Below are 22,835 nucleotides of genomic sequence, written 5' to 3' on the forward strand. Positions count from 1 at the left end.
CGGCCAGGATCGGGTCCAGGTATCCGGTGGGAGGCTCCCTAATCGGCTGCCCCCGTCGGTATTTGGTGTGGCTCGCTACACCGGGTGCCGTGCGGGCGTGGCTGGAAAGGGGTTTGCCCTGGCTCGAAGTAGCGGTGCCTTCCCGCACGGACACCTGTTCGTCGATCTGGAAGGACACTGATGCCGGTCATTATCGGAATGGACCCGCACAAACGCACGGCCACCATCGAAGTCATCGACGTCGACGCGAAGACTCTGGCCACCGGCCGCTACGGTACCGATACCGCAGGCTACCGAGGGGTGGTGTCCACCAGAGAGTTCTCGCGGTTGGATGCGTATATGTGGCGGCTCACCTACCGGTGGGCTCGCTTCAGTCACCCCAAAAAGTCGAAGTGGTGGGTGGTGGACCGCTACTACGGCCAGTTCAATAAGTCCAGTCAGAACCGGTGGGTGTTCGGGGATCGCGTCAGCGGTCTCTACCTGCACAAGTTCGCTTGGACGAAGATCGTCCGACATGTGATGGTCAAGGGCACGGCGTCCCCGGACGATCCGGGCTTGGCTCAATATTGGGCAGACCGTCGCCGCAGGATGACCACTCCGCTGGGACGGCATACCCTCCGGCTCCTGCATCAGCAGGCCGGTCGCTGCCCACTCTGCGGGGACTCCTCCTGCACGCCGACCACCAACCCCGCTCTCCCGCCGAATGGGAGCAGTGGATACGCACCACCCGCCGCGCAATCCGCAAGCGTCACATCGCGATCGCGGGCGGGCTCGGCGACACGGACGATCATCAACAAATCCGTCTCGCACACGCGCATTGCCTCCGGCGGGTTCCCATCGAAAAGGTAAGTAGCGCAAGCGCTTCTGCACCCGCAAGCCCACCGCGGCTTGCTTGAGCCGAGATGCCCGGAAACGGGCCTGTCCGGTTCCGAGGGGTACCGGCGGGGCAACCCGCCGGTACTACCCGATTAGTAGTCGCCGGAGTCACGCCCCACCAGGGAGGACGGGAAAGCCGTCCACAGACGGGCGAAGGAGAGCAGGTGACCGGACACCATAAGACTGGGAGGTACGCGAAATGCGGAGCGCCGAAACAGTTTTTGGGTGTCCTCCGTGAGAAATCACGGCGTAGGTCACTGGAGAGCCCGTTGCGTCGAAAGATGCACGGCGGGTTCGCCGGGAGACTCAGCTCCATCGGCCCGCCCGATCGTGCTCAAGTGTCTTGGCTGCGGAATCCGATCGCGGCACCGATGACGCGACCTTCATCGACGGCCAATCGGCATGTCGAGGAGAACAGTTCGGCATACAGCCAGTAGTCGGAATAGGTGCGTGCGGTGATGTACGGATCGCCCAGCTCCATCAGGGCGATCACCTCCGGGATCAGTGGCACACGCAATGGTTCGATGATCACGGGATACCTCGTCCAGGTCGTTATCGCGGGCGCGGGTATTGGTGACGGCCGCGAGAGAATGAGCGTACGGTCGGGCGGTTCGTCGTCGTGGAGGCGGTCATCCAGCAATCATCCGCGTGGTCCTGCGGTGGTCGGCACAAGTGTCACGAGCATGGCTGCGGCGACGACTCGCATGGCCATAGCAGCAGAGGGATCCCGCTACTGGCCGATCGCGCCTACCTACCAACCATCACCCGCACCGCGCCGGGACCGACTATCTTGGGGCCCCAGTCGAACGGCCGCAGAACTTGTTCGGCGAGTTCACGCGGTTGGCGCGCCCGGGTGGGCGCGCCAACCTGCTGTGCTACTTCTTCTTGGGCTTGCCGGACCCGTTCTTAGTCGGATCGACAGGGACGTACCCCTCGCCGGGGCGCGCCGTCGGCGGGAGGGTCTTGCCCTTCACGCCGGTGACTTCCTTGTTGGTCTTGCCGCCCCGGGGGCCGACAACACCGTACTGCGCCGAAATGGGAGCCTTATTCCCCGGCTTCAAAGGCTTCTCAGCAGACATTTGTCCTTCTATCCCCCACTACCCCTGCCATCACGCAGCCAGGCGTCGTTGCAGCGCATCATTTGATGGATCGGTCGCCGAGCGGTATGGTCAGAATCCGTTCCAAGGGAAACCTGCCCACTCCTCGGCGAAAATGCCCCGGAGTGGGCATCTCTGCGTTGTGCTAATTGAAGCATGCGTGACCGACCAGTTCCTATGTGCGACAACCTCACTGATGTGCGCGAAACATCCGGCCGCTCGCGTGAAATATCGACTGAGGATCGGATTTTGCCAGGTCAGACCCCATAGCGTACGAGTTAACGATTCTCCGCATTTAAGCGACTAGCGTGTCGCGTATCACACGGAATATGTGACCGTGGTCATAGACAGGTTCGAAACATGCTCTGTCGGGCGAGGTTTCGGCCCGACCTAAAGAGCCGAAACCTCGTCCTCTCTCGGGCAGCCTGACTGCATCGCCTGAGGACGAGAGTTTGTTCAGCTCAGCACCTTCGGAGAGACTGTCGTAGCAGATCGCAACAGCTGTGGTGCTGGATCCGCAGAGTGACGAGTTCTAGCTGCTTGCGCTCCTGGGAAAGGGCGAACCCGGAACGCCTCGATGTCCTTGATGTCAACGAGCCACCGTTGGTTCGACTTGCCGTCGCGGCGCATGACTCGATTCATCGTTTCGACCGGGACGCGGAATACGCACTCGGGCTTCGCTTTCATCGTGAATGTCACTGACCCGTCAGGCAGATATTCGTGGTGCTCAACGCTGGTGTTGCTCAGCACCACCAGCACGACCTCATCGACCTTGTCCGGATCGAACAATCCCGTCTTGCGCGGCGGATTAGGGATTCCGAGAACGCCGTCTGTGTGGTGCCAAGCGAGCTTTGCGTCCCCATAGACACCATCGCCGTGGAAGTCCCAGCTGCTCCGGCCACCCATCCACTCCGCTTCGAGGGAGTCGGACGCGACAACACCGGCGCCGACCATCTCGGCAGCCAACCAGTTCAGCGACAACAACGGACGCACCGGGTCACTGAAATCCGTTTCCCAATGCCGAAAGCCGCGATACCAACCCTGCGAGGGCGTTGTGTCGTCCATGACCGAAGGCCTACCACCATCCACTGACACCGGTGCCGTAGCCGTGGGTTCTTGCCAGCATCGGGTAGTGCATTGTTGCCGGGTGCCCGAGATCCGAATTGCTGCTGAGCCTGGATCCACCGCTGATTCTCGGTCATGAATTTGTCGGTTGAGTCCGGTTTTTGGGCGTGATGGTGTTGCTGACTTCGAATCAGCTTGTCCACTGGGTGTTTCGGTCATCGGGTTGGGGCGGCGGTGTCGGTGCGCGGGGTTCAGGCTGCGGGTAGCGCTGGTAGGGCGTGTGTGGTTTGAAAGGTGTTGTGCCAGGCGGTTTCCCATGGCCAGTGGGCTGGTAGGTGCCAGGTGATGTGGCCGCGTCCGTGGCGTGCGATGCGGGCGGCGACGGTGATGAGTTCTGTGCGGATGGTGTGGTTGCGGGCGAGGGCGTGCCGGGGTGAGGCCAGGGTGCCGATCGCGCGGGTGAGCAGGTGCGCGGTGGCCGCGAGTTGCAGCCAGGCGGCGTTGGCGTTGAACATTCCCGACGGCAGATGAGCCAGGGGTCCGTCGATGAGGTCGGCGAAGTGTTGTTCGATGATGGCGTGGCCGCGGTGCTGGGATTCGGCCTGGGTCAACGTGAATGGGCTGTCGGTGAACACCGCGTGGTAGCGCCAGGTCGGGAACAACTCGCCTTGCCCGTCGCGGGCGGGTTGCAGTCGGCGGACCCGACGCACGATCAACCGACCGTCGGTGCGGTGAGGTTTCTTGGAAGCAAAAGCGGTGTAACCGATTTCGGCGATTTCGGCGTCGGAGATCCATTCGCCGAGTTCTTCGTCGAAGATCGCGTTCGGGTAGGCGATCGTGGTCCAGGCGGTCTCGGCGATTTCGGCGCTCGCGGCCTTGATCTTCGGGTCCGAACCGGTGGTGACCGAGAAATGGATTCCGGCGCGACGACACGCGGCAACGAATTTGGCTGTGTAGAAGGCGGAATCGGCGCGGGCGAGGATGATCCCGCTCGCTGCGGCCGCGCGGGCCGCGCTGGCTGCTTCGGCGATTTCGTAGGCTGCGCCGTGACAGGAGGCGGTGTTGCCGGCACGCAGGCTCGCCGCGGCGACCACGGGTGCGGCGATCGGGGTGGAGATGGTCGTGACCAGGGCGTTGAGTCCGCGGACCATCACCGGTTTCGAGGCGACTTTGGTGAACCCGAACGCCGCACCCTGCTTGTCGTATCCGAATACCCGTCGTTGGACCGAGTCGATATCGAGGAACGCCACCTGCTCGGCGCCGGGCAACAGCGGTGTCCGCGCCGCCAGCTCCGCGAGCAGTCGTCGATGCACCGCGGCGAGCTGACGGACGTTGCCGTGGTCGAAGCCGCGCAGGAACGAACCCAATGTCGAGGGGGCGCGAATCCCGTTGAACACCAACCTCATTCCACCATGCCGCAGGATGTTCATGTCGTCGATCGAGTCGGCGCCAGCGACCATTCCCGCGACCAGAGCGCCGATCTTCGCCGCCGCGTTCGCACCGACCGGACCGGGCACCCGAACCCACTCACCGAGCCCGGCGGTCTCGGCCAGCCGCATCACCGGCACCAGCCCTGCCTGCGACACCAGATTCGTCTCATCGAACCTCACCGACGACCGCGTCGGGCTATGCAACAATCGCACTCGCGAAGTGCCTTTCGAATGTGTGGATGGAAGCCTAGAGAACTACCATCTTCCCAGCTCGGAAGGCACTTCCTTCGTTACGACACGGTGCCGCAACACAATTCACCGGTGGATCCAGGCTCAGCCATCCTCGCGCCGCATCCGCCGAATCCGACGGTTCTCACATACTATCCCGGGCACGTCGTCGGTGACCTCGACCGTCAGCAGGGAGGCCATGCGTGCCCGATAGCCTTTGGAGCAAATGATAGGCATGGCCGTCGATGACGGCCGACCGGGCTGGGTGCCGCGACTCGGATATCGACCGAAACATTCTCAATATAGAACGATTCTGATCAGACCCCACCGAGACACCCGTTTATGGCCCAATACTGCGACCGCTGAGCCGGTTCCGATGGACATGCCAAACTTCTGGGCTGGTGGAGCCGGAAAAAACGAAAGTTTAGTCACACGAAACATCAGTGACATGACCCCATCGCGAGAGGATCATCAGTATGGAAGCGTTAATCGTCGTCGGTGCTCGAGTTCGGATTCCGGGACTGTCGGCTCGGGCACTGATCCTCTGCGCAGGATCTGATAGCCAGTGCGTCAAAGACTTCCATCGAGAAGATGGTCGTGCATCCCTATCGAGGTAAGGAGTGGACATGACTAGTTCGACGGAAAAGACTGGATCGGCGTGGAAGATGTTCCAGGACCCTCATTTCGCGGAAGTGATGGAGAATGCTGATGTGGCCAAGTTGGTCGCCGACCCGAAGGGGTATCTCCAGAGTAAAGGGATCGATATCCCGTCCGGGGCGACAGTGACCGCGGAGGAGTTGACGGAACGCGGTCACGTATCGCCGACAAGGATCTGTGTCATTTACGGGAAGGTGAAGGTCTGCCACGACTGAAACCGGCACCATCGCACGGGTGACGATATCTCGCTATTCGGGATTGCTGAGCGGAACAAGAGCCTCGGCGAACTTGGCTGCGACGAGTTCGAATCCCTCCGGGGTGGGATGTAATTCGTTCTCCCAGTCATCTCGATACCTTTGCCCGCTCTCCAGCGTGCCACGAAGATCCACGACAGTCACATGGCCGAAGGTTGGGCGGGCGGCCAGTGCGGTAAGCATGGTGTTATATCGGTCGATGAGGTCGGTCATCATCGCGGTTCTCTTCGGAATCACATCGAATCCTTTGGCCGCGAAACTCGGCCCCATCCACGGACCTGGAAGTATCCCCCACCCCTTGAAGGCCGAGAATCCTCGCCCGTCCGGAATGGGGTAGTCATAGCCGTGGACAACGATGGGTATTTTCTTATCGAAATAGTTTTCACAAAGGCGGGTTGTGGCGGAGATCAGACGTGCCCAGGAGTTCTGTAGCCGCCCGCTGATCATCTCGTTCACGATTAGGTCGTTCAGCCCTGGACGGGCGCTGGACTGATGCTCGATCAACATGGCCATGGCGGGGCCTGCGAAGTCGTTTCCTCCGCCCGAAAGCAGGATCGCGACCGGCACCACGTTTTGCGACTTGATCCGTTCCAATTTACTGGCGAGGGCCGTCAACTGACAAGGTGTGTAGGCCATATCCTCAAGACTGTCTCCCCAGTGTGCCACCGAGACGATCTCCCAACCGGCGTCCTTCAGAATGCTGAGGATATCGGTTCCTGGGTAGTCGAACCATGAATCGCCCTCGGCGACCAGTAGACCTCGCTGCGGAGTGCGATACGCGGTGAGTTCTCGACTGCGCGCGGCAATGATCTGCTCAGCGCATTCGATGCCCAATCGGATTTCGGTTTCCACATCGTCGTGATTCATCGCGGGTCAACCTATTCTGTTCGCGGCGAGACGCCGAAGTGGCGGTAAACCCTTCCGTCAGAGCTACATTGCCGAACAGTACGTGCTGAGCAGGCTGGCACACCTACGACAGGCCGGTGCACCTCGCCGACAAAACGGAGCGGCGTGACTGCGCTTCGCAGGTAGGTCGAGGCAGATCCCTTTGGGGTCGCGCAACAGGTAACCGACGCGCCCGCCACTGCGGAGTCCACCCGGACAGCATCAGGATGACACGAACGAAGCCTCACCCTGACGCCGTTCCCGTCGTTCCCAAGAGTGGTGGGGGTGAACCTCAATGCCACAGGAACCTGAGAAGACGATCCATCGTCCGCCTTGCGGAACCGCGACTCCGCTTCCAGAATATCCCAGCTGCTTGTCCTGGAAAGTTGCGAGAACTGTTTATTCGTCTGCAGGACCTTGCAATCCCGTTGCTCAAGCGGTGACGGTCTCGTCACCCGCCTCGACCGTTATTGAAGTCCGATCTGTTTAGGATCGTATCCTGTATCTCTCGCTGCGAGAGTTGTGCGCTAGCAGAGGAGAAACAACCGGAGGTCGACAGATGACTGATTTCCGAGTTAGATTGGCGAATGCGATCGCTGTGCGTGGGTATGCTACAGTCGATCTCTGCAAGGTGCAGCGCACGCCGTTCGTGCCATTGCAGAAGGCTTTGGACTCAGCAGCATCCGGCTACGCGACGATAGTTGAGCCAAACTGGCAAGCGGCTATAAACCACTTTATCAATCTGAAGGTCTTGAATATAGATACGCTGTCGATTCGAGCTCGCGACAAGCGAATACTCTTGGTTGTCAACCGAGGAATGATTGGCGGGAATCTCGAAATTGAAGAGGCCCTGAACTACCACGCGTCAATGAGCCAATGGCTCGATACGCTCAGTTCGTACCTGCCGGACCTCGAACTGAGTGAAACAGAGGCTGCGAATGTCCATCGAGCCCAAGACTGGGTGGGCCGGTGGACTGGCCAGAACGCAGTCGGTTGGATGGCGGCGAAACTTGTGGGCGTCCTCTACAAGTCGAAGGGGAAAGGTTGTTGCGTGACGGTCCATCCAATCGGTTCGTCATCTGAGTCGTTCACGACGCGATGGGCTTCGGCCGACCTCACAACAGAGCGATTTATATCGCCAAAGATCCAAAGCTCCAATTACTTGTGGAACGTATCGGAGAATAGCGTCACACCGGGGGGCGCGAGTGGCTTCGAGAATCCGGGTGACTTCAACTTTGAGCCCTGGTCATGGGATCTGCGGTCGCTGCTCTTGAGCGTCAACGATCAGTAATCGTCTCGCACGACGCGGATTCATTGCGCGAAACGGAGATAGCATTCCCCCGGGGCTCTAACTCCGTAAGTGCGGCATAAGATTCCGATTCCTGCACGAAGCCATCAACACCACCACCCCGGCGAGCGCCTGGTTTTCCGCGTCTTCGCCGCGAGTTGCGGGAGGAGTGGTCGCCATCCGCGCCACCGGCCAGGTCCACCTTTACAACCCGGCCGGGGGTGGCCTCATTGGTGCACGAGCTGGAGGAGGCTGGTGCAAATAGCTCGATGGTGCTGTTCTGCAACACCGATCTCGATCGTCAACGCCGGTACATGTTTGGGCGTGACCCTGATGGGACGCCAGCGCAAGCATGGAGGTAGGACGATCTGACGAACTCGGACTGAGCAACCCCGCCGGCCCTCACCGGCGGTATCACAACCTATCGCATCGGCGGCACCGGTGTCGATGCGATGGTCCGCCCGGCCTGTGAACCGATCATGTCCGCGGCAGACATTGTGATGCGGGCGCAAGGATTGCCGTGCCGGCAAGCGGTGGGTGTACAGCTGCAGCGCGCCCATCTCCGCCGCTCGATGCTCACAGTTTCCGCAGGTCAAGTCGTGTGGTTAGCGCATGTGTCCCCCTCCGGACACAGAATTGTGGCATTTATGCCCCAAAAGCCGGGTCCGGGCATCGCCTGGACACTCTGTTCTGGCCGTACACCGTCACCTGCGGGTTTGCTCCGTTTGGCGGTGGTCGATGTGACCGATGACACATTATCTCCGCTGATACCTTCCTTCTCCTCCATCGGGCTCGTCGGCGGCGATGCCTCCGGAATCGGTGCCGGTCTGCCGATGGCGACCGTGGAGCAACCACCGGCACACACGGCGGTGTACAGCGTGCGGCCGGTCGACACCAACGGGCGCGTGGTCGACAAAGCCGTTCTGCGAGTGCTGGATTGGCATCCTGGTGACCTGCTGTCCTGGCGGATCGCTGCGGGGCTGATCGTGATCACCCGGCCCGGCTACGGCCGCCGCGGGGTCACCAAGCATGGGCGTCTATCCTTGCCCGCCTATGCACGGCGCGCCGTGGGCATCCAGCATCACGACCGGGTCCTGTTGGCCGCCGATCCTGATCAACGCCTGCTGGTGGTTTTCCCACCGCATGGCGTAGAAGACCATTCGTGGTCTCATTGGTCGCACGCATCCACGGCGATCCGGGATGCGGGAAGTAGATGCCCTCCGGAAACATCCCGGCCAGCAGTTCGTGGCGCGCCATCTCTGCACCGTGGTCCCAGGTCAGCGTGCGCCGGGCCTGCGTGGGGACATCACCGCCGAGCAAGGCAACGCCGACGCTCGCGACGGACACTCCCCGGAGCCGAATCGTTGCGCCGATGAGCTCCACCGGTCCTCAACTCCATTCAGCCCCAACTACGGCGACTTCTCATCCTTGAGTGTGCGGGCAGAACATCAACGCGCGCGCCGTAGCCTCGCCGCCCAGCTGGCCTGGGAACTCGACGTCGATGATGCCGCTGCCAATCGGCTCGCACACGAGGCGCCGATCAGCCGCCCGAGCGGCTACGCCGTGGCGGCCACGATGAACTTCCTGACGACGACCGATGCTATTCCCCAGTCCTCCGAAGCCATCGAACGGCTGATGCGTGATTCCCTCGTACCGGGTGGAACCATCCTCGTGCTCGGAGCGGTCGGTGGCCGCTACCCCGAGATCTATGACCAACTAGACGACCTGGCCACGGCCGCCCATCTGAATGTCCTGCCTGACTTCGACCAGCCGCTACAAGCCGGACATCGAGCCGACGAACTCGCCGAGATCCGGGACCTCACGCGGCGTCTGTGGAACAGACTGGAAACCACGGCCGGTGACGTCACCGAGGTCAAGGAAGAACTTCGGCGCTGCGGCGCAGCTGACATATTCGACATATCGCGTCCGTTCACGCTCCCGAGATTCAACGTCAGGGCCTACCGGCGAGGGATGTAAATCCGGAGTCTCCAACAGCCCTGGACATTCAGCTCGGGTAGGACCCAATCAGCTCAAGACGCTATCTGACGGAAAGCACTCGAGATCCGAAAGCGCCAGAGCCGGGCAGGATCTCCCACCAAGGCCACCTCTTCGACCGGTAGGCCATTTGCATAGCGCCACACGCGAGGGCTATCCCCAGTTCGGGCACGAAGTACTCGAATCAGCGGTCCGCGACAGCTGGGTCTGACGGCTCGTCCTCGATCTGCCAGGTGCCCCCGGAACTACTGCAGCGGGGGTGTGGGCGATGGTGATGTGTCGGGCACGAATCCTTGCGGCCAGATCGTGGATTCGGAGTACCTCACGTCGGTCAGGTCCGCTTCGGTCAGGTCCGCCCGACAGATCGTGGCGGACGTCATCACCGTGCGGCTGGGACTGTTGGCGACGTACTCGCCGGCAGTCGAGGTGGGGCTGAGATTGGCTCCGACGAGGATCGCGTCGGTGAGGTCGGCCTTGACCAAACTCACGCCGTGGCTCAGCTCGGCGTCGGTGAGGTTCGCCCCGGTCAGGTCGGCACTGCCCCGATCGACGCCACCCAGTAGTGCGCTGGTGAGGTTGGCATTCGTCAGCCTGGCACACGACATGTTCGCAAGGCGCAGATCCGCGTGAGTGAGATTGGCTTCGCACAGTTCGTATGCGGGCGGGTGGGGTTCATAGTCAGAAGTCGAAGGAAATTGCGGGTAGCGGTCTGGTGGCGATATCCCGTGCCTCGTCGCGTGGAACTCCCAGTGCGCACAGCGCGAGTTCGGCTGCGGCACATCCTGCCTCACGCCAAGCTTGGTGCCCCTCGAGCACCATCCACATGGCGCTGATCAAGGTGCCCATCAGCATCGAAGCGATACCGAGCTCCATCCCGGGAGTGACGTTGTAGCGACCGGCCTCGATACCGGCGGCCACATCATGCATAGGAGGGCCACTCATCACCTCGCGCAACGACTCGTCCGTCAGACCGTAGCGGACGATGAAACGGCCCATCGCGGGAATCTCGTGGGCGAGGCGCACCAGCATGCGCGTACCGACCGCCAGTCGCAGGGGCGGGTCCAAGTGGCCATGGGCATTCATGGCGCGCACGTTCGCGGCGTGGACATCGACGGCGAGTTGTGTCCTGACCTGATCGAACAGCTCGTCCATGGAATCAACGTTGCGGTAGAGCGTGCCGCGAGCGATTCCCGCTTCCGCGGCAAGCTCACTGATCGTCAGGTCCGTATTGCCCCGTTCCGCGAAGAGCTTCATGGCGGCGGCACTGATCCGCCGCTGGGTCGCATTCATCGGCACCCTCCTGAATTCACCAAGAGAGTACATAGCTACCCAAAGTAAGTCAATGAAGTTTGATATGACACGCCATTGACACATATTGAACATCAATGTTCAATATGTGCTATCAAAGGAAGGACAACGGAGATGAACAGCTCACCGCATGGGCACGACGCGACCCCACCGCCCGAGAAGACGCCGGTCGTAGTGGTCGGCGCCGGGCCGGTCGGATTGACGTTGGCTCTGGAGCTGGACTATCACGGCGTGGAATGCGTTCTCGTGGAACGGAATTCCACGACGACGCGGCACCCGAAGATGGACATCACCAACTGCCGCAGCATGGAACTGTACCGTCGGCTCGGTGTCGCCGACGACCTGCGCAAGGCAGCGATCCCGGCGGATACCCGCACCAAAGTGACCTGGGCGACCAACGCAGTCGGCTGGGAGTTGGCATCCTTCGAATACCCCAGCGTCGCCGAGGCTTACGAGCAGATCAACCAACGCAATGACGGGACCCTCCCACTGGAACCGTCGATGCGAGTCTCGCAGGTGATCCTCGAACCCACCCTGCGGGATCTGATCGAGTCCCGAGCGCAGCACGCGAAGGTGCACTACAGCTGGGCGCTGGACAGTTTCACCGAGGATGCCGACGGTGTCACCGCAGTATTGACCTCCGGAGAAACGGGAGAGCGCCGTACCGTCCGCGCACAGTATCTCGTCGGATGCGACGGCGCCGGCAGTCTCACCCGGCAGCAGCTGGGAATCGGGCTCGACGAGATCGACCTGCGCAAGATGCTCGTCAAAGAGCTCGGCATGCCGAAGATCGCGAAAGCACTGGCCCAGGCGTTCCTGACGAGAGGCGAACGCCCCGCCGACGGCCGCTTCTACCTGGTGCACTTCACCACCACCGACAAACCCGAAGTCCTCGCTCGCTTCGGAACGGTGTGGCATCTGCAGTCGCCCGAGGGATGGACCGTCATCTCGCAGAACGACTCCGACACATGGACTTTGCACGCGCCGCTCGGCATGGGCACCGACGCCGATCGCATCGACCCGCGCGAGTTCGTCTACGACCGAGTCGGAGCGAGGTTCGACATGGAGGTCCTGGTCGCCAACGCCTGGACTCCCCGCCTGACGGTCGCCGACTCGTTCGGCCGCCGACGGGTCTGGCTGGCCGGAGATGCCGTGCACCAAGTAACCCCCACCGGCGGATACGGCATGAACACCGGAGTCGGCGACGCTGTCGGACTCGGATGGATGCTCGCCGCCCAGCTCCAAGGATGGGGGGCCCCAGGACTACTCACGGCGTACGAGCAGGAACGGCGCTCCGTCGCCCTCCGCAACCGGGAAGCCGCGGCGCGCCACAGCGTCGTACGGGCAGCGGTGATGACCACTTCCCGATCCTCCATGTACAGCGAGCGCTGGCTCGGTGAACGCACCCGGCAGCAGATCGGCCGCGAGATCAGCGATCTGGGAAACCTGGAGAACGAAGCGTGGGGCATCGAACTCGGCTACCGGTATGACAACTCCCCCGTCATATGCGGCGAGCCCGAACCCCAAGCGCCACAACAGCGGATGGATGTGTACACGCCGGGCACCTGGCCGGGTTCCAGGCCGCCGAGCGTTCGCCTCGAGGACGGCCGAGCGATCTTCGACCTCTTCGGACGCGGGTTTACTCTTTTGCGATTCGCCGATCACGATATCGACGCATTCATCTATGCCGCTGCGCAGCGGGGTGTCCCTTTCGAGGTCATCGACATCCGCGATGCCCGCGCCCATTTCCTGTACGAGCGCGATCTCGTGCTGATCCGACCCGACCAGCACGTCGCATGGCGTGGAGACTCCGCGCCTGCCGCACCGCTGCTGATTATCGACCGCGTACGGGGCGCCCGTAATTGAGCTCGCACGTGCGCGCGTCGTCAAGGAGGCGCCCTCCATCGCCTACGGGCCGGGCGCTACCCGGCCGCTTGTCCGATCGGTAGATGAGCTGATGCGGTCACCGACCGCGCGACATCCCGATTCTGCTCAATGGTTCTGTCGTTCGGTGTGTTTTGTGATCCAGGCTGCGATCTGGGCGCGGGAGGTGAATCCGAGTTTGGTGAGGATGTGTTCCACATGGCCGTCGGCGGTGCGCGGGGAGATCACCAGCTTTGTAGCGATCTGCTTGTTGGTCAGGCCTTGGGCGATGAGCTCTGCGACCTGGCGTTCACGCTTGGTCAGTGCCCCGCCGGGCCCCGGCGCGGCAGTGGTGTCGGTGGGTTGCTCGCCGAGTGCGTAGGCTACGGCTTCGTCCATCCCCATCGCCCGGCCGCGCCGGGAGGCCATATCGAACCGGTGTGCCCCCAGGTCGGCGCGCGCCGACCGGTCACATTCGTCGTGAAAGTGGGGTGAGCCCGGGACGAAACTGGCAACGCTACCCACGAACCGCGATAGTTCCGCCGCGGCACCCATCAGAACGGCCGCGCGCTCGGCGTCACCGGTGGCGTCGACGGTCCAGGCCAGAAGCTCGATACCCAACGCGGTAACGAACGGGCTGCGCATTCGACGATTGACGCGCAGCGCTTGCTCGAGCAGCTGTTGTGCCCGTTGCGGCCGGCCTTGCTGCCATACCGCAAATCCCTTGCCCAACAGCGAGATCGAGCGAAACAGCGATTCGCCGCACGCCTCGGTGATGGAAAGCACTTGCTCGTGATACTCGATCGCCCGTTCAGTGTCGCCATGCAGGGCATGCAGCTGACCGAGCATCGCCGAAACGACAACATAGAGATATCCCTGCCGATTCGAGCTGAACACGTCGATGGCACGTTCGAGCGAGGAGGACGCGCGAGCAAGATCACCGCTATAGAGCGCCAGGACGCCATCGGCGTAAGTGGCAAGGGCCTGGGTCATGGGAGTGGGCGCCTGTTCGGCGAGTGCGCGGGCCTGCTCCACGAGGGCGGCCGCCGACTCGAGATCGCCCTGCGTCGTGGCCAAGACCGTGCCGGAATGAAGCGTCATGACGCGGTCGGGTATCGAATGCGCCTGCGGGTGAGCGAGAGTGCGGTCGATCCAGCGGCGACCTTCGCCGTGTAGACCCCGGAAGTTCCAGAACGGAGACAGTGCGCTGGCGGTGCGCAGTCCGGCTTCGGCCGCCTCGTCGGTGTCCTCGGCCAGGCAGTATTCGAGCGCGTCGCGTAGGTTGGGCTGTTCGCGTTCGAGCCGGGCGGTCCAGTAGGGTTGCCGGTCGCTGATCCATCCGGCCTCCGCGGCCAGCGCCAACTGCTGGTACCAGTCGCGGTGCCGGCGCCGCACCAGTTGCTCCTCGCCGGACTCCCGCAGCTTCTGCCGACCGTAGTCGCGGACCGTCTCGAGCATACGGAACCGCACCACGCCGTTGGATTCGTCGCGGATCACGATCGACTTGTCCACCAGCGAGGACAACACATCCAGCGGATCGTCCGGTGCCAGATCAGCACCGCAGATCTGTTCGGCGGCGTCGAGTTCGAAGCCACCGGCGAACACCGACAACCGGGCCCACAGCCGCTGCTCGGCCGGGGTGCACAACTGGTAGCTCCAGTCGACACACCACCGCAGGGTCTGCTGCCGCGTCGGCGCGGTGCGGCTGCCGCGGGTCAGCAGCGCGTACCTATCGTTGAGCCGCTGCAGGATCTGCTCGGGCGACATCGTGCGCATCCGGGCCGCGGCCAGCTCGATCGCCAGCGGTAATCCGTCCAGCCGGGCGCAGATGCGCACGACCGCGGACTTGTTCTCTTCGGAGAGTTCGAAACCCGGCACCAACGCGGTCGCGCGGTCGATGAACAATGTCACCGCGTCGTAGCGGGGCAGCCCGTGCAGCGACGGCTCCCGGTCCGGGTCCGGCACCGTCAGCGGCGACACCTGCAGCACCGCCTCTCCGGCGATATCCAGCGGCTCACGGCTGGTGGCCAGGATCCGCAGGTGTGGACAGGCCCGCAACCAGGTCTCGACCAGCTCCGCCACAGCCGCCACCAGTTGCTCGCAGTTGTCCAACACCAGCAGCGTCTCTCGCGTGGCGAGGAACTCGACCATCACCTCCCGCAACGGCCGCGCCGGGTCGCGCAACCCCAGGGCGGCGGCCACCACGCTGACCAGCAACGACGGGTCGGACACGTCGGCCAGCTCGACCAGCCACACCCCGTCGGCGAAATCCCGGCGCGCGGTCGCCGCGGCCCGCAACGCCAGCCGGGTCTTGCCGACCCCGCCGATGCCGGTCAGCGTCAGCACCGGGACCGAGGACAGCAGATTCTTCACCTCCGCCAGCTCGGTGCGACGGTCGATGAAACTGGTCAAATCCAGCGGCAAACTGCCGACACCCCGTGACTTCGCCGCCGCCGGTGGACGCCACCCATGCGTGGCGGGCTTGCGGTCCCCGCGCTCGCGGGCCGGTTCGGCGACGTGTATCGCCATCTCCTCGACGCTGAACCCGTGCCGGCGCTGCGCCTGCCTGATCGCCTCCCCCAGCGCCGCCGCCGAGGGCCGCTCATGCGGATCGCGGGCCATCGCCGCCGAGACCACCGCGGACACGTCCTCGGCGATGCCATGCTCGCGCAGGTCCGGCACCGGCTGGGTGGTGATCCGCAAGAACTGGGTCACCACGTTCTCCCCGCTGCGCCGTTCGAACACCGCATGCCCGGTCAACGCGCAGAACAAGGTGGCACCCAGCCCATAAACGTCCGCGGCCGCGGTGGGAGCCTCGCCCTCGAGCACCTCCGGCGCCGTGAACGCCGGCGACCCGGTCACCGTGCCCGTGGCGGTCTGGAACCCACCGGCAATCCGCGCGATACCGAAATCCGTCAACGCGGGCTCGCCGTAATCGGTCAACAGAATATTTCCCGGCTTCACATCCCGATGCACGGTACCCAACCGATGCGCGCTCTCCAGCGCCCCAGCGATCTTCACCCCGATCCACAACAGCGTTTCCACCGGCAGCGGCCCCTGCTCGCAGATCCGCGCGTCCAACGAGCCCGACGGGTGATACGGCATCACCAGATAGGGCCGTCCGCTCGCGGTGCTACCCGCCTGCAGCATCGTGACGATGTTCGGATGCCCCGTCAGCTGACCCATCGCCCGCTGCTCTCGGAAAAAACGCTCCCGATTCTCTGCGTCCAGCTCGGCGGTAAGGATCTTCACCGCCACCGTCCGATCCAGCTCGGCCTGCGTGCAGCGATAGACCACACCGAAACCGCCCCGCCCGATCTCCTCGGCGTCCTCGAATCCGGCCGCAGCCAATTCCTCCGTGACCGGCTCGAACACGTCACGGACTGTCCGGAACGGATCATCCTCGCTCATCAGCTGTAGCCATCCGCCAGCGCATCCCCAGCGACCAGGCAACGCGCGTTCACTGTTGGACAATCCTCAGCGTATCTCACCGATTCCCAAGGACAGGGGTTTCATCTCAGTGGTAGCGCGCCGTCCATACCGCCGACATCAGTAATCTTCCATCCCGCGCCCGAATCGACGGTGACATCGTAGGTCACCGTCATTCGCTGCCTCGGGTACCAGTGATCCAACATCACGAGCTGGTTCGCAATGCCGCGAACGCGTCGGGCACGCTGGCGGCCATCGTCATTCGTTCCAGCGCGGCCTTTCCGATGAAGCCCAGGGTCTGTAGTTCCCTGATCCATTGGAAGAGTCCGCGGTAGTGGCCGTATGGATCGAGCACGACCACGGGTTTGTCGTGCATGCCGAGGTCGGCGCCGGTCCAGATCTCGAGGAATTCTTCGAGGGTGCCGATGCCGCCGGGCAGGGTCAGGAAGGCGTCGGCACGATCGGCCATGATCTGCTTGCGTTCTCGCATGGTGTCGGTGACGAGTAGTTCATCGACGTGGATATCGGCGACCTCACGGTGCACGAGGTGTCTGGGGATGACGCCGATGGTGTGCGCGCCGCCGGCTCGCGCTGCGGTGGCGACCGCGCCCATCATGGCTACGCGCCCGCCGCCGGAGACCAATTGCCAACCCCGGTCCGCGATTTCGGTGCCCACCTGCGTGGCCAAGGCCAGGTGCGCGGCATCGATGGTGCTGGCCGAGCAGTACACGCACACCGAATATCGTCGCGCGGGCCTGTTCACCGGGTGCCCGCCGTTCTATCGCGATGGTTGTCATCGTCTGCGCCACTTCGCGCGTAATGGACATCGAATGTGTGCGGGTCATAGCTGTGCAGCGCGCCCACAGGATCGCGGGCGATCCAATGGCCGATCGGGATGGTCTCCACGCCGCGGCCTCGATACAGTTGCAAGACCGGCACCGATCGGCCGCGCGGCGGCCGCGCGTGTTCGATATGAACGAGATTCCCCGCCCATTCCGCGATTTCGGCGCCGTTGGTACCGATCCAGCGGATGGCTTCGACCGTTATCGGCCGGGGAAGGAACGAGAAGGGGCCTGCCCCCTCGATGTTGGTGTCGGCTGCGAATTCAGGCATGTGCGAATCACTCCGGGCTAGGAAAGGCGGTGGGAATCCTCAGCCGAACAGGTCGGTGAATGCTGCGTATTGTTCGTGGCCGTGCTCGGCGTGGACTTGGGCTATGCGTTGCGCGAGTTCGATCGCTACGGGTTCATCGAGGGTGATACCCGCCAGATCTCGCGGGTCGGTCTCTGTCTGCTCGCACCATTGCACGAGCGCCTCGAATCCGTTGATGGAGGCGACGAATCGCCGTTGCGAAGTGTGCTGCCAGGCCGCCGCGAACTCGTCCAACATTCCATCGCCGAGCATCCGCAGGGCCCGGTCACGGAGGCGATCGAGGTAGGTCGATTCCCCGCGCAGCTCGAGAACGCGGGCGGCGAACCGGAACGTGAACTGGTCTCTGTGCCGTGCGAAGCGGCTGAGCACGGAGATCGAGCCCCCTTCGATGACAACGCGCTGGTGGTGTCGGGTCAGTGTCTGGACGTAGTTCAACAGCGACTGGGCGGCCTCGAGCGGCGGGTAGTCACCGTCAGGGACGATTCGGTCACTCAGGTGAAATCTGTTCGCCCCGTCGGTGAATCGCGCGCTGGTCGAGGGCAGATCCACATAGCACTGGATGCGGTCGGCGACCACGACCGGCGCCTGCAACGCGTCGCCGAGTTCCATCGCTACTTCGGTTTTGCCCGATCCGGTGGGACCGGCGATCAGTAGTACATCCGCTGTCTGCGGGAAAATGCCGCTCTCCGTTGAGGTCTCGCCTCGGCCGGGTGACGACGCCGACACCTCGACGACTGATGCCGCGGCCGTTCGGCTCGATACGTGGTCAGATTGATTGTGCTCGAACATAATTCACCGATTCAGTAGTTCGGGTGCGCAAGCTTGCTCAGTGCGCGGGCAGCACGACGCACATCTTCGATTTCGATGGAACATTGCTCGATACCGAGCAGCATTCGATCAATGCGGCGCTTGCCGCACTGACACGATTCGGCGCCTTCCCCAGCCGGGAATGGTGCGCCGCCAAGCCCATGGTCTCCGCGGCACGGTGTCGCGAGCGACTCTCCCACGACTACGGCGTGCGTCTTGATTGCCCTCATGATGGTCGGCGACGTGGATGTAGTCGCGAAGTTGGGTGCGCGATCGGCGGTCAGCCATTGGTCTCGGCGGCACTCATAACTCGTGGCCGAGCTGAAGAGGGTGGCCATGAAATCTCCCGTGAGATCACGCTCGACGGCAAGCATCGCTCATCGTCGATTCTATTCTCATTATTGATGAAATCATCATGATGAAGCATGCGCCACGGCATCGTCAGTGTCAATCATCTTTGATGCTTGCAACAATTCCGATGAGGGCCGACGCATCCACACCTGACCGCTCTGGCCTCGCCGTCTCGGCGTAGCACTGAATACTGAAGGGCATGAACGACTTCCGCGGCCCGGACAATCCCCGGTCTCGCACCGCGCCGCAGCTACGACTGGTACTTCGTCGCAGTGGACTTCCGAACAGGCAAGGTGGCATGGAAGATTCGCGCAGGCAGCGGCGGAAGCTACAACGACACCTTCCGTGCAGGCAGCTTGGGCCCGAACGGCACCTTCTACCAGAACGTCACGTTCGGGATCACCGCACTCGCGGATGCGCACTGATCCCGGCACGTAATCGATGGAGTGTCAGGTCGGTGTGACGTCCGGTCGGGAAAACAGAACCGTTGTCGATTTCGGGCCGAATCGCGACGGAGCGGGCAGGAATTCGATTCGCATATTCGGGTCGGCGGCTCGACCGAGTGCGGTGAACGCCGAGTGGCTGTAGGCACGCAACCCGCTGATGAATCCGTCGTGCAGCAGCGGACGCATCGGCGGGAGGACAGCAGCCGCCAACATCGGAAGAGCCAGAATCGGAGTCAGCACAAGCCCTTTCGGCGAGGGCCTCTTGAGGTCGATGACCAGAAACCGCTTCCCTACCCGAGTCGCTTCCGCGATCGCCTTGTAGGCGATCGCCGGCGGCAGGTGATGAAACGACATCGCAAAAACGACGAGATCGTAGCTATCGTCGGGGGCATCTACCGCGGTCGCATCGATAACCTGGGTACGCACCCGCGGATGTGCACCCAATTCCCCGGCAGCGATGTTGGCGACCGAGGTGGGGTCCAGGTCACTCACAGTGACGGTGGCTTCGGGGTGGTATTCCACGATCTTGGCGGAAAGCTTCCCATGACCGGCACCGATCTCGAGTATGCGCGGCTCGGGTATACCGGAGACCACCCGCAGTGCGGCGCGCGCATTCTTCTCGTGCACCCTGCCCAGCGTCCCGACACGATCCAAGCTCGTGATGACCTTCTGTTTGAGCTCGTCGGGCACGTCGTAGCGGTCGGTGTACTCCAACACATCGGTCTGCATCCGCCGATCCAGCCACGACGCATCCGGCCCACCGCGCGGCATCAGAGCGATCGCCGACTCGACTTCACTCGCATCCACTATTTGTCATCCTCCTGAAAGTCGAACTCGTCACATAGTCAAGATTCACGCGGCACGAATAGCCTTGTGGGACTACAGGTGTGCGCCGAATACCGTCACGACATAGGCGAGGGCCAGTACACCGATGCCGATCGACGGCGCGTACTCCCCCACGCCGTCACCGACTTTCGCATGGGCGATGAGAGCGCCGATCATCAGCAGCACCAGCCCGATTCCGGCCGTGGCCCCGAGCGGCCACCAGACAATGCCGACCAGCACGCCCAGTGCCCCGGCAATCTCCAGCGCGCCGATACCACGAAACGCGGTCACCGAGAAGCCGAGTTGTTCGGCACGTTGACGTATAGGCGCCACGGCAAGTACTTTCGCCGCGCCCAGCGGCAGAAACCCGACCGCCAACAGCACGGCGAGTACTATGAATGCGACTGTCATCGACACAAACCTACTTTCCATTCGATTGCATGGCAGCACAACACTTTTCAGCCCCGAACCGTCGGCCCGGGGGTCGAGATCGATGGTCGCGGCGGTCTGGACTCAGTCCGGAACACTTTGCGGCGCTTGCGCTCCGGCCTTCAGGCTCGCGCCTTCCGCGTGTACCCGACGCTCGAGTTCGGTGCCTTCGATATCGAGGTCGGGAACGATGCGGGCGAACCAACGCGGGTGGTACCACATCCGGTCGCCGATCAAGGCCATTACGGCAGGTACCAGCGTCAGGCGCACGACGAAAGCGTCCAGGATGACACCGACCGCCAGCGTGAATGCGAGCGGTTTGGTGACCGGATTGTCGACGGTAACGAACGCGACGAAAACACCGAACATGATCAGCGCCGCCGCGGTCACCACTCGTGCCGAGTGCGCGACACCGTTCTGCACCGACGCGATGGCCTCCGACGAGCGGCTGTACTCCTCCTTGATCCGCGACACCACGAAGATCTGGTAGTCGCTGGAGAGCCCGAAGATGATGGCCAGGATGATGATCGGTAGAAAACTCAGCGTCTGCCCTGTGGTCACACCGAGAAAACTTGCACCCCAGCCCCATTGGAACACTGCGACCTGAGCGCCGAGAGCGGCGAAGACCGACAGGATGAATCCGACGATCGAGGACAGTGGTACCAGTACGGTGCGGAATGCGATCGTCAGCAGTATCAGCGCCAGACCAACGACGACGGTGAGGAAGATCGGCAGTGCACCGGCCAGTCGGCTGGAAGTGTCGATATTGGCCGCGGTAGTCCCGCCGACCAGGTAATTAGCCCCCGTGCCTGCTTCGATGGCGGTGCGATCGTCACGCAGCCGGGTCACCAGGTCCGCGGTGGCACTGTCGTCGGGGCCGGTCTTGGGCACGACCTGGATCAGCAGCAGGCCATCTCCGGTACCCGCGGGCTGGACGACGGCAACATTCGGCTCCTGCTGTAACCGGGCGATCAACGCCTGGGCGGCGTTGGGATCGGTAGCCCGGGACATATCGGCCGCCACCAGCAACGGCCCGTTGAAACCGGGTCCGAACGAACGGTCGATGAGGTCGTATGCCTTGTGTGCGGTGCTGGATTGGGGTTGGGACGCACCGCTGGGGAGCCCGAGGTGGATCCGCGTGACCGGGATCGCCAAGGTGACGAGTACCGCGACGCCCGCGACCAACAACGGCACCCGGAAGCGGGTGACGAACCTCCCCCACGCATGCCCCATGGTGCGTTCGGGCTCGTAGGCGGCGATGCGCGCGACCTCTTCCGGCCGATCGGGGTGTAGCGGCGGCGAAATGAACTTCGCGACCGATCCACCGGCCAGGCTCAGCAGCGCGGGCAGCAGGGTGAGCGCAACGAGCATCGCGGCCAGTACCGCACCCGCCGCCGTCAGACCCATGACGGTCAGGAACGGTATACCGGCGACCGACAACCCGCACAGCGCGATGATCACCGTCACCGCGGCGAATACGACCGAACTGCCCGCTGTGCCGACGGCCAACGGAATCGACTCCGCCACAGACATTCCCAGCACAATGTTGTGTCGATGCCGCGACAGGATGAACAGCGCGTAGTCAATACCGCAGGACAGGCCTAGCATCAATGCCAGTGACAGTGCCGCCGCAGGCACATCGACGAACGCCGCGATACCGAGGATGCCGGTGACGCCGATTCCCACACCGATCAATGCGGTCCCGACCGGCAGGCCCGCCGCCACAACCGCCCCGAAGGTGATCATCAGGATCAGGAAAGCGACGATGATGCCGATGATCTCCGGGGTCTCGGGCATTTCGGTGGTGAATCCCGGGTACACCCCGCCGGAGAACTCGACCTGCAGACCCGCGTCCCTGGCGGGCGCCGCGATCCTGTCCACCTCGCCGAGCGTCTCTTCACTGACCTTGCCCGCCGACTCGGAGAACTGCACGCTCCCCAACGCGACCCGCTGATCCGGGGAGATCGTTTTCGACTCCAATGGATCGACGACCGCGGCGACCTGGGGCAGCTCCTTGAAACCGGCCATAGCTCGCGTGATCTCGGCACTCGGCTGCGCATCGGTCACTTTCGCCATGCCCGGTGTGGCGAAGGTGACCTGCATCTGCGCTCCGCTGAATGCCGGCATCCGCTGCTGTAGCAATGCCACAGCATCCTGCGACTCGGTGCCAGGAATGGTGAAGTTGTCGCTGGTCTTACCTGCGGCGCCGACAGCGACAATGATCCCACCCACCAGCAGGAACACCCACAAAACAAGTACCCACCAGCGGCGACGCACCACCAGCCTGCCGAGCAGGAACAGATACCGAGACATCGGACCCTCGATTCGAGTTGAGTTCAAACCGGCACGTCAACGAAGCGTGTGGACCGCCGGGTCTACAATAACACTAAAAATGATGAAATACTCATATACGAGGCAATGCTCAGATAAGATCGCCCGCGCGAGAACCG

At 63.0% G+C, this 22,835-nt stretch carries 21 protein-coding genes and 1 pseudogene; 7 read left to right on the top strand and 15 right to left on the bottom strand.

The genetic code is table 11. The features are described 5' to 3' along the window. Positions 1–180: 180 nt before the first annotated feature. A complete protein-coding gene (locus tag OG874_RS21575) occupies positions 181–849 on the top strand; it encodes a group II intron maturase-specific domain-containing protein (protein ID WP_330256922.1) in 669 nt (222 codons plus the stop codon). 361 nt (positions 850–1,210) lie between these two features. Here the strand turns inward: OG874_RS21575 and OG874_RS21580 are convergent, their stop codons facing one another. The 4 genes from OG874_RS21580 to OG874_RS21595 all read right to left on the bottom strand — a co-directional run bounded on the left by OG874_RS21580 (position 1,211) and on the right by OG874_RS21595 (position 4,681). Next, entirely contained in the window at positions 1,211–1,408 is a 198-nt protein-coding gene (locus OG874_RS21580) for a hypothetical protein (RefSeq protein WP_330256923.1), read from the bottom strand. A 343-nt stretch (positions 1,409–1,751) separates the two neighbouring features. Next, positions 1,752–1,955, bottom strand: a complete 204-nt coding sequence (locus tag OG874_RS21585; RefSeq protein WP_330256924.1) for a hypothetical protein — start codon at positions 1,953–1,955, stop codon at positions 1,752–1,754. A gap of 474 nt (positions 1,956–2,429) precedes the next feature. Beyond that, a complete protein-coding gene (locus OG874_RS21590; RefSeq protein WP_330256925.1) occupies positions 2,430–3,038 on the bottom strand; it encodes a hypothetical protein in 609 nt (202 codons plus the stop codon). A 251-nt stretch (positions 3,039–3,289) separates the two neighbouring features. Next, entirely contained in the window at positions 3,290–4,681 is a 1,392-nt protein-coding gene (locus OG874_RS21595) for an IS1380 family transposase (protein ID WP_330256926.1), read from the bottom strand. Positions 4,682–5,322: 641 nt separating this feature from the next. On the opposite strand from OG874_RS21595, the gene OG874_RS21600 reads away from it, so the two are divergent. Continuing rightward, the gene (locus OG874_RS21600; protein WP_330256927.1) at positions 5,323–5,568 is read left to right on the top strand and encodes a hypothetical protein; all 246 of its coding nucleotides are present in this window, start codon (positions 5,323–5,325) and stop codon (positions 5,566–5,568) included. A gap of 33 nt (positions 5,569–5,601) precedes the next feature. Here the strand turns inward: OG874_RS21600 and OG874_RS21605 are convergent, their stop codons facing one another. Then, on the bottom strand, positions 5,602–6,474 hold the full coding sequence (locus OG874_RS21605; RefSeq protein ID WP_330256928.1) for a hypothetical protein: 873 nt from the start codon (positions 6,472–6,474) through the stop codon (positions 5,602–5,604). 577 nt (positions 6,475–7,051) lie between these two features. Between OG874_RS21605 and OG874_RS21610 the strand changes: the two genes are divergently transcribed. After that, entirely contained in the window at positions 7,052–7,783 is a 732-nt protein-coding gene (locus tag OG874_RS21610; RefSeq protein WP_330256929.1) for a hypothetical protein, read from the top strand. Positions 7,784–8,926: 1,143 nt separating this feature from the next. Here OG874_RS21610 and OG874_RS21615 read toward each other — a convergent pair. After that, positions 8,927–9,085 (bottom strand): annotated as a pseudogene (locus OG874_RS21615) (IS30 family transposase); the annotation flags it as partial. 129 nt (positions 9,086–9,214) lie between these two features. Here OG874_RS21615 and OG874_RS21620 point away from each other — a divergent pair. Next, positions 9,215–9,757, top strand: a complete 543-nt coding sequence (locus OG874_RS21620) for a hypothetical protein (protein WP_330256930.1) — start codon at positions 9,215–9,217, stop codon at positions 9,755–9,757. Positions 9,758–10,020: 263 nt separating this feature from the next. On the opposite strand, the gene OG874_RS21625 is transcribed toward OG874_RS21620, so the two are convergent. Together OG874_RS21625 and OG874_RS21630 are read right to left on the bottom strand one after the other, a co-directional pair. Continuing rightward, a complete protein-coding gene (locus OG874_RS21625; RefSeq protein WP_330256931.1) occupies positions 10,021–10,566 on the bottom strand; it encodes a pentapeptide repeat-containing protein in 546 nt (181 codons plus the stop codon). Beyond that, positions 10,454–11,065, bottom strand: a complete 612-nt coding sequence (locus OG874_RS21630) for a TetR/AcrR family transcriptional regulator (RefSeq protein ID WP_330256932.1) — start codon at positions 11,063–11,065, stop codon at positions 10,454–10,456. Before OG874_RS21630 ends, OG874_RS21625 begins: the two co-directional genes overlap by 113 nt. Before the next feature lie 132 nt (positions 11,066–11,197). Between OG874_RS21630 and OG874_RS21635 the strand changes: the two genes are divergently transcribed. Next, entirely contained in the window at positions 11,198–12,949 is a 1,752-nt protein-coding gene (locus tag OG874_RS21635) for an FAD-dependent monooxygenase (RefSeq protein WP_330256933.1), read from the top strand. A gap of 126 nt (positions 12,950–13,075) precedes the next feature. On the opposite strand, the gene OG874_RS21640 is transcribed toward OG874_RS21635, so the two are convergent. The 4 genes from OG874_RS21640 to OG874_RS21655 all read right to left on the bottom strand — a co-directional run bounded on the left by OG874_RS21640 (position 13,076) and on the right by OG874_RS21655 (position 18,253). Then, positions 13,076–16,357: a protein kinase domain-containing protein gene (locus tag OG874_RS21640; RefSeq protein ID WP_330256934.1), complete on the bottom strand. Its 3,282-nt coding sequence runs from the start codon at positions 16,355–16,357 to the stop codon at positions 13,076–13,078. 223 nt (positions 16,358–16,580) lie between these two features. After that, complete coding sequence (locus OG874_RS21645; RefSeq protein WP_330256935.1) at positions 16,581–17,105, bottom strand: TIGR00730 family Rossman fold protein; 525 nt, start codon at positions 17,103–17,105, stop codon at positions 16,581–16,583. A 29-nt stretch (positions 17,106–17,134) separates the two neighbouring features. Beyond that, the gene (locus OG874_RS21650; protein WP_330256936.1) at positions 17,135–17,488 is read right to left on the bottom strand and encodes a hypothetical protein; all 354 of its coding nucleotides are present in this window, start codon (positions 17,486–17,488) and stop codon (positions 17,135–17,137) included. 39 nt (positions 17,489–17,527) lie between these two features. Beyond that, complete coding sequence (locus OG874_RS21655) at positions 17,528–18,253, bottom strand: isopentenyl transferase family protein (protein WP_330256937.1); 726 nt, start codon at positions 18,251–18,253, stop codon at positions 17,528–17,530. Between the two features lie 86 nt (positions 18,254–18,339). On the opposite strand from OG874_RS21655, the gene OG874_RS21660 reads away from it, so the two are divergent. Then, positions 18,340–18,753, top strand: coding sequence for a hypothetical protein (locus OG874_RS21660; protein ID WP_330256938.1), 414 nt, complete (start codon positions 18,340–18,342; stop codon positions 18,751–18,753). 204 nt (positions 18,754–18,957) lie between these two features. Then, on the top strand, positions 18,958–19,110 hold the full coding sequence (locus OG874_RS21665; protein WP_330256939.1) for a hypothetical protein: 153 nt from the start codon (positions 18,958–18,960) through the stop codon (positions 19,108–19,110). A 24-nt stretch (positions 19,111–19,134) separates the two neighbouring features. On the opposite strand, the gene OG874_RS21670 is transcribed toward OG874_RS21665, so the two are convergent. From OG874_RS21670 to OG874_RS21680, 3 genes are all read right to left on the bottom strand, one after another. After that, on the bottom strand, positions 19,135–19,941 hold the full coding sequence (locus OG874_RS21670) for a class I SAM-dependent methyltransferase (protein ID WP_330257368.1): 807 nt from the start codon (positions 19,939–19,941) through the stop codon (positions 19,135–19,137). 69 nt (positions 19,942–20,010) lie between these two features. Then, entirely contained in the window at positions 20,011–20,367 is a 357-nt protein-coding gene (locus tag OG874_RS21675; protein WP_330256940.1) for a DoxX family protein, read from the bottom strand. A 102-nt stretch (positions 20,368–20,469) separates the two neighbouring features. Next, positions 20,470–22,698 (bottom strand): MMPL family transporter, encoded by a 2,229-nt coding sequence (locus OG874_RS21680; protein WP_330256941.1) that lies wholly within the window; start codon positions 22,696–22,698, stop codon positions 20,470–20,472. Between the last annotated feature and the right edge of the window lie 137 nt (positions 22,699–22,835).

The organism is Nocardia sp. NBC_00565 (assembly GCF_036345915.1).
Classification (GTDB): domain Bacteria; phylum Actinomycetota; class Actinomycetes; order Mycobacteriales; family Mycobacteriaceae; genus Nocardia.

Bases quoted from the DNA above. Each gene is read 5' to 3' on its own strand.
- OG874_RS21575 (WP_330256922.1), top strand. From the start codon at position 181: ATGCCGGTCATTATCGGAATGGACCCGCACAAACGCACGGCCACCATC.
- OG874_RS21585 (WP_330256924.1), bottom strand. From the start codon at position 1,955: ATGTCTGCTGAGAAGCCTTTGAAGCCGGGGAATAAGGCTCCCATTTCG.
- OG874_RS21590 (WP_330256925.1), bottom strand. From the start codon at position 3,038: ATGGACGACACAACGCCCTCGCAGGGTTGGTATCGCGGCTTTCGGCAT.
- OG874_RS21600 (WP_330256927.1), top strand. From the start codon at position 5,323: ATGACTAGTTCGACGGAAAAGACTGGATCGGCGTGGAAGATGTTCCAG.
- OG874_RS21605 (WP_330256928.1), bottom strand. From the start codon at position 6,474: ATGAATCACGACGATGTGGAAACCGAAATCCGATTGGGCATCGAATGC.
- OG874_RS21610 (WP_330256929.1), top strand. From the start codon at position 7,052: ATGACTGATTTCCGAGTTAGATTGGCGAATGCGATCGCTGTGCGTGGG.
- OG874_RS21630 (WP_330256932.1), bottom strand. From the start codon at position 11,065: ATGAATGCGACCCAGCGGCGGATCAGTGCCGCCGCCATGAAGCTCTTC.
- OG874_RS21635 (WP_330256933.1), top strand. From the start codon at position 11,198: ATGAACAGCTCACCGCATGGGCACGACGCGACCCCACCGCCCGAGAAG.
- OG874_RS21640 (WP_330256934.1), bottom strand. From the start codon at position 16,357: ATGAGCGAGGATGATCCGTTCCGGACAGTCCGTGACGTGTTCGAGCCG.
- OG874_RS21650 (WP_330256936.1), bottom strand. From the start codon at position 17,488: ATGCCTGAATTCGCAGCCGACACCAACATCGAGGGGGCAGGCCCCTTC.
- OG874_RS21675 (WP_330256940.1), bottom strand. From the start codon at position 20,367: ATGACAGTCGCATTCATAGTACTCGCCGTGCTGTTGGCGGTCGGGTTT.
- OG874_RS21680 (WP_330256941.1), bottom strand. From the start codon at position 22,698: ATGTCTCGGTATCTGTTCCTGCTCGGCAGGCTGGTGGTGCGTCGCCGC.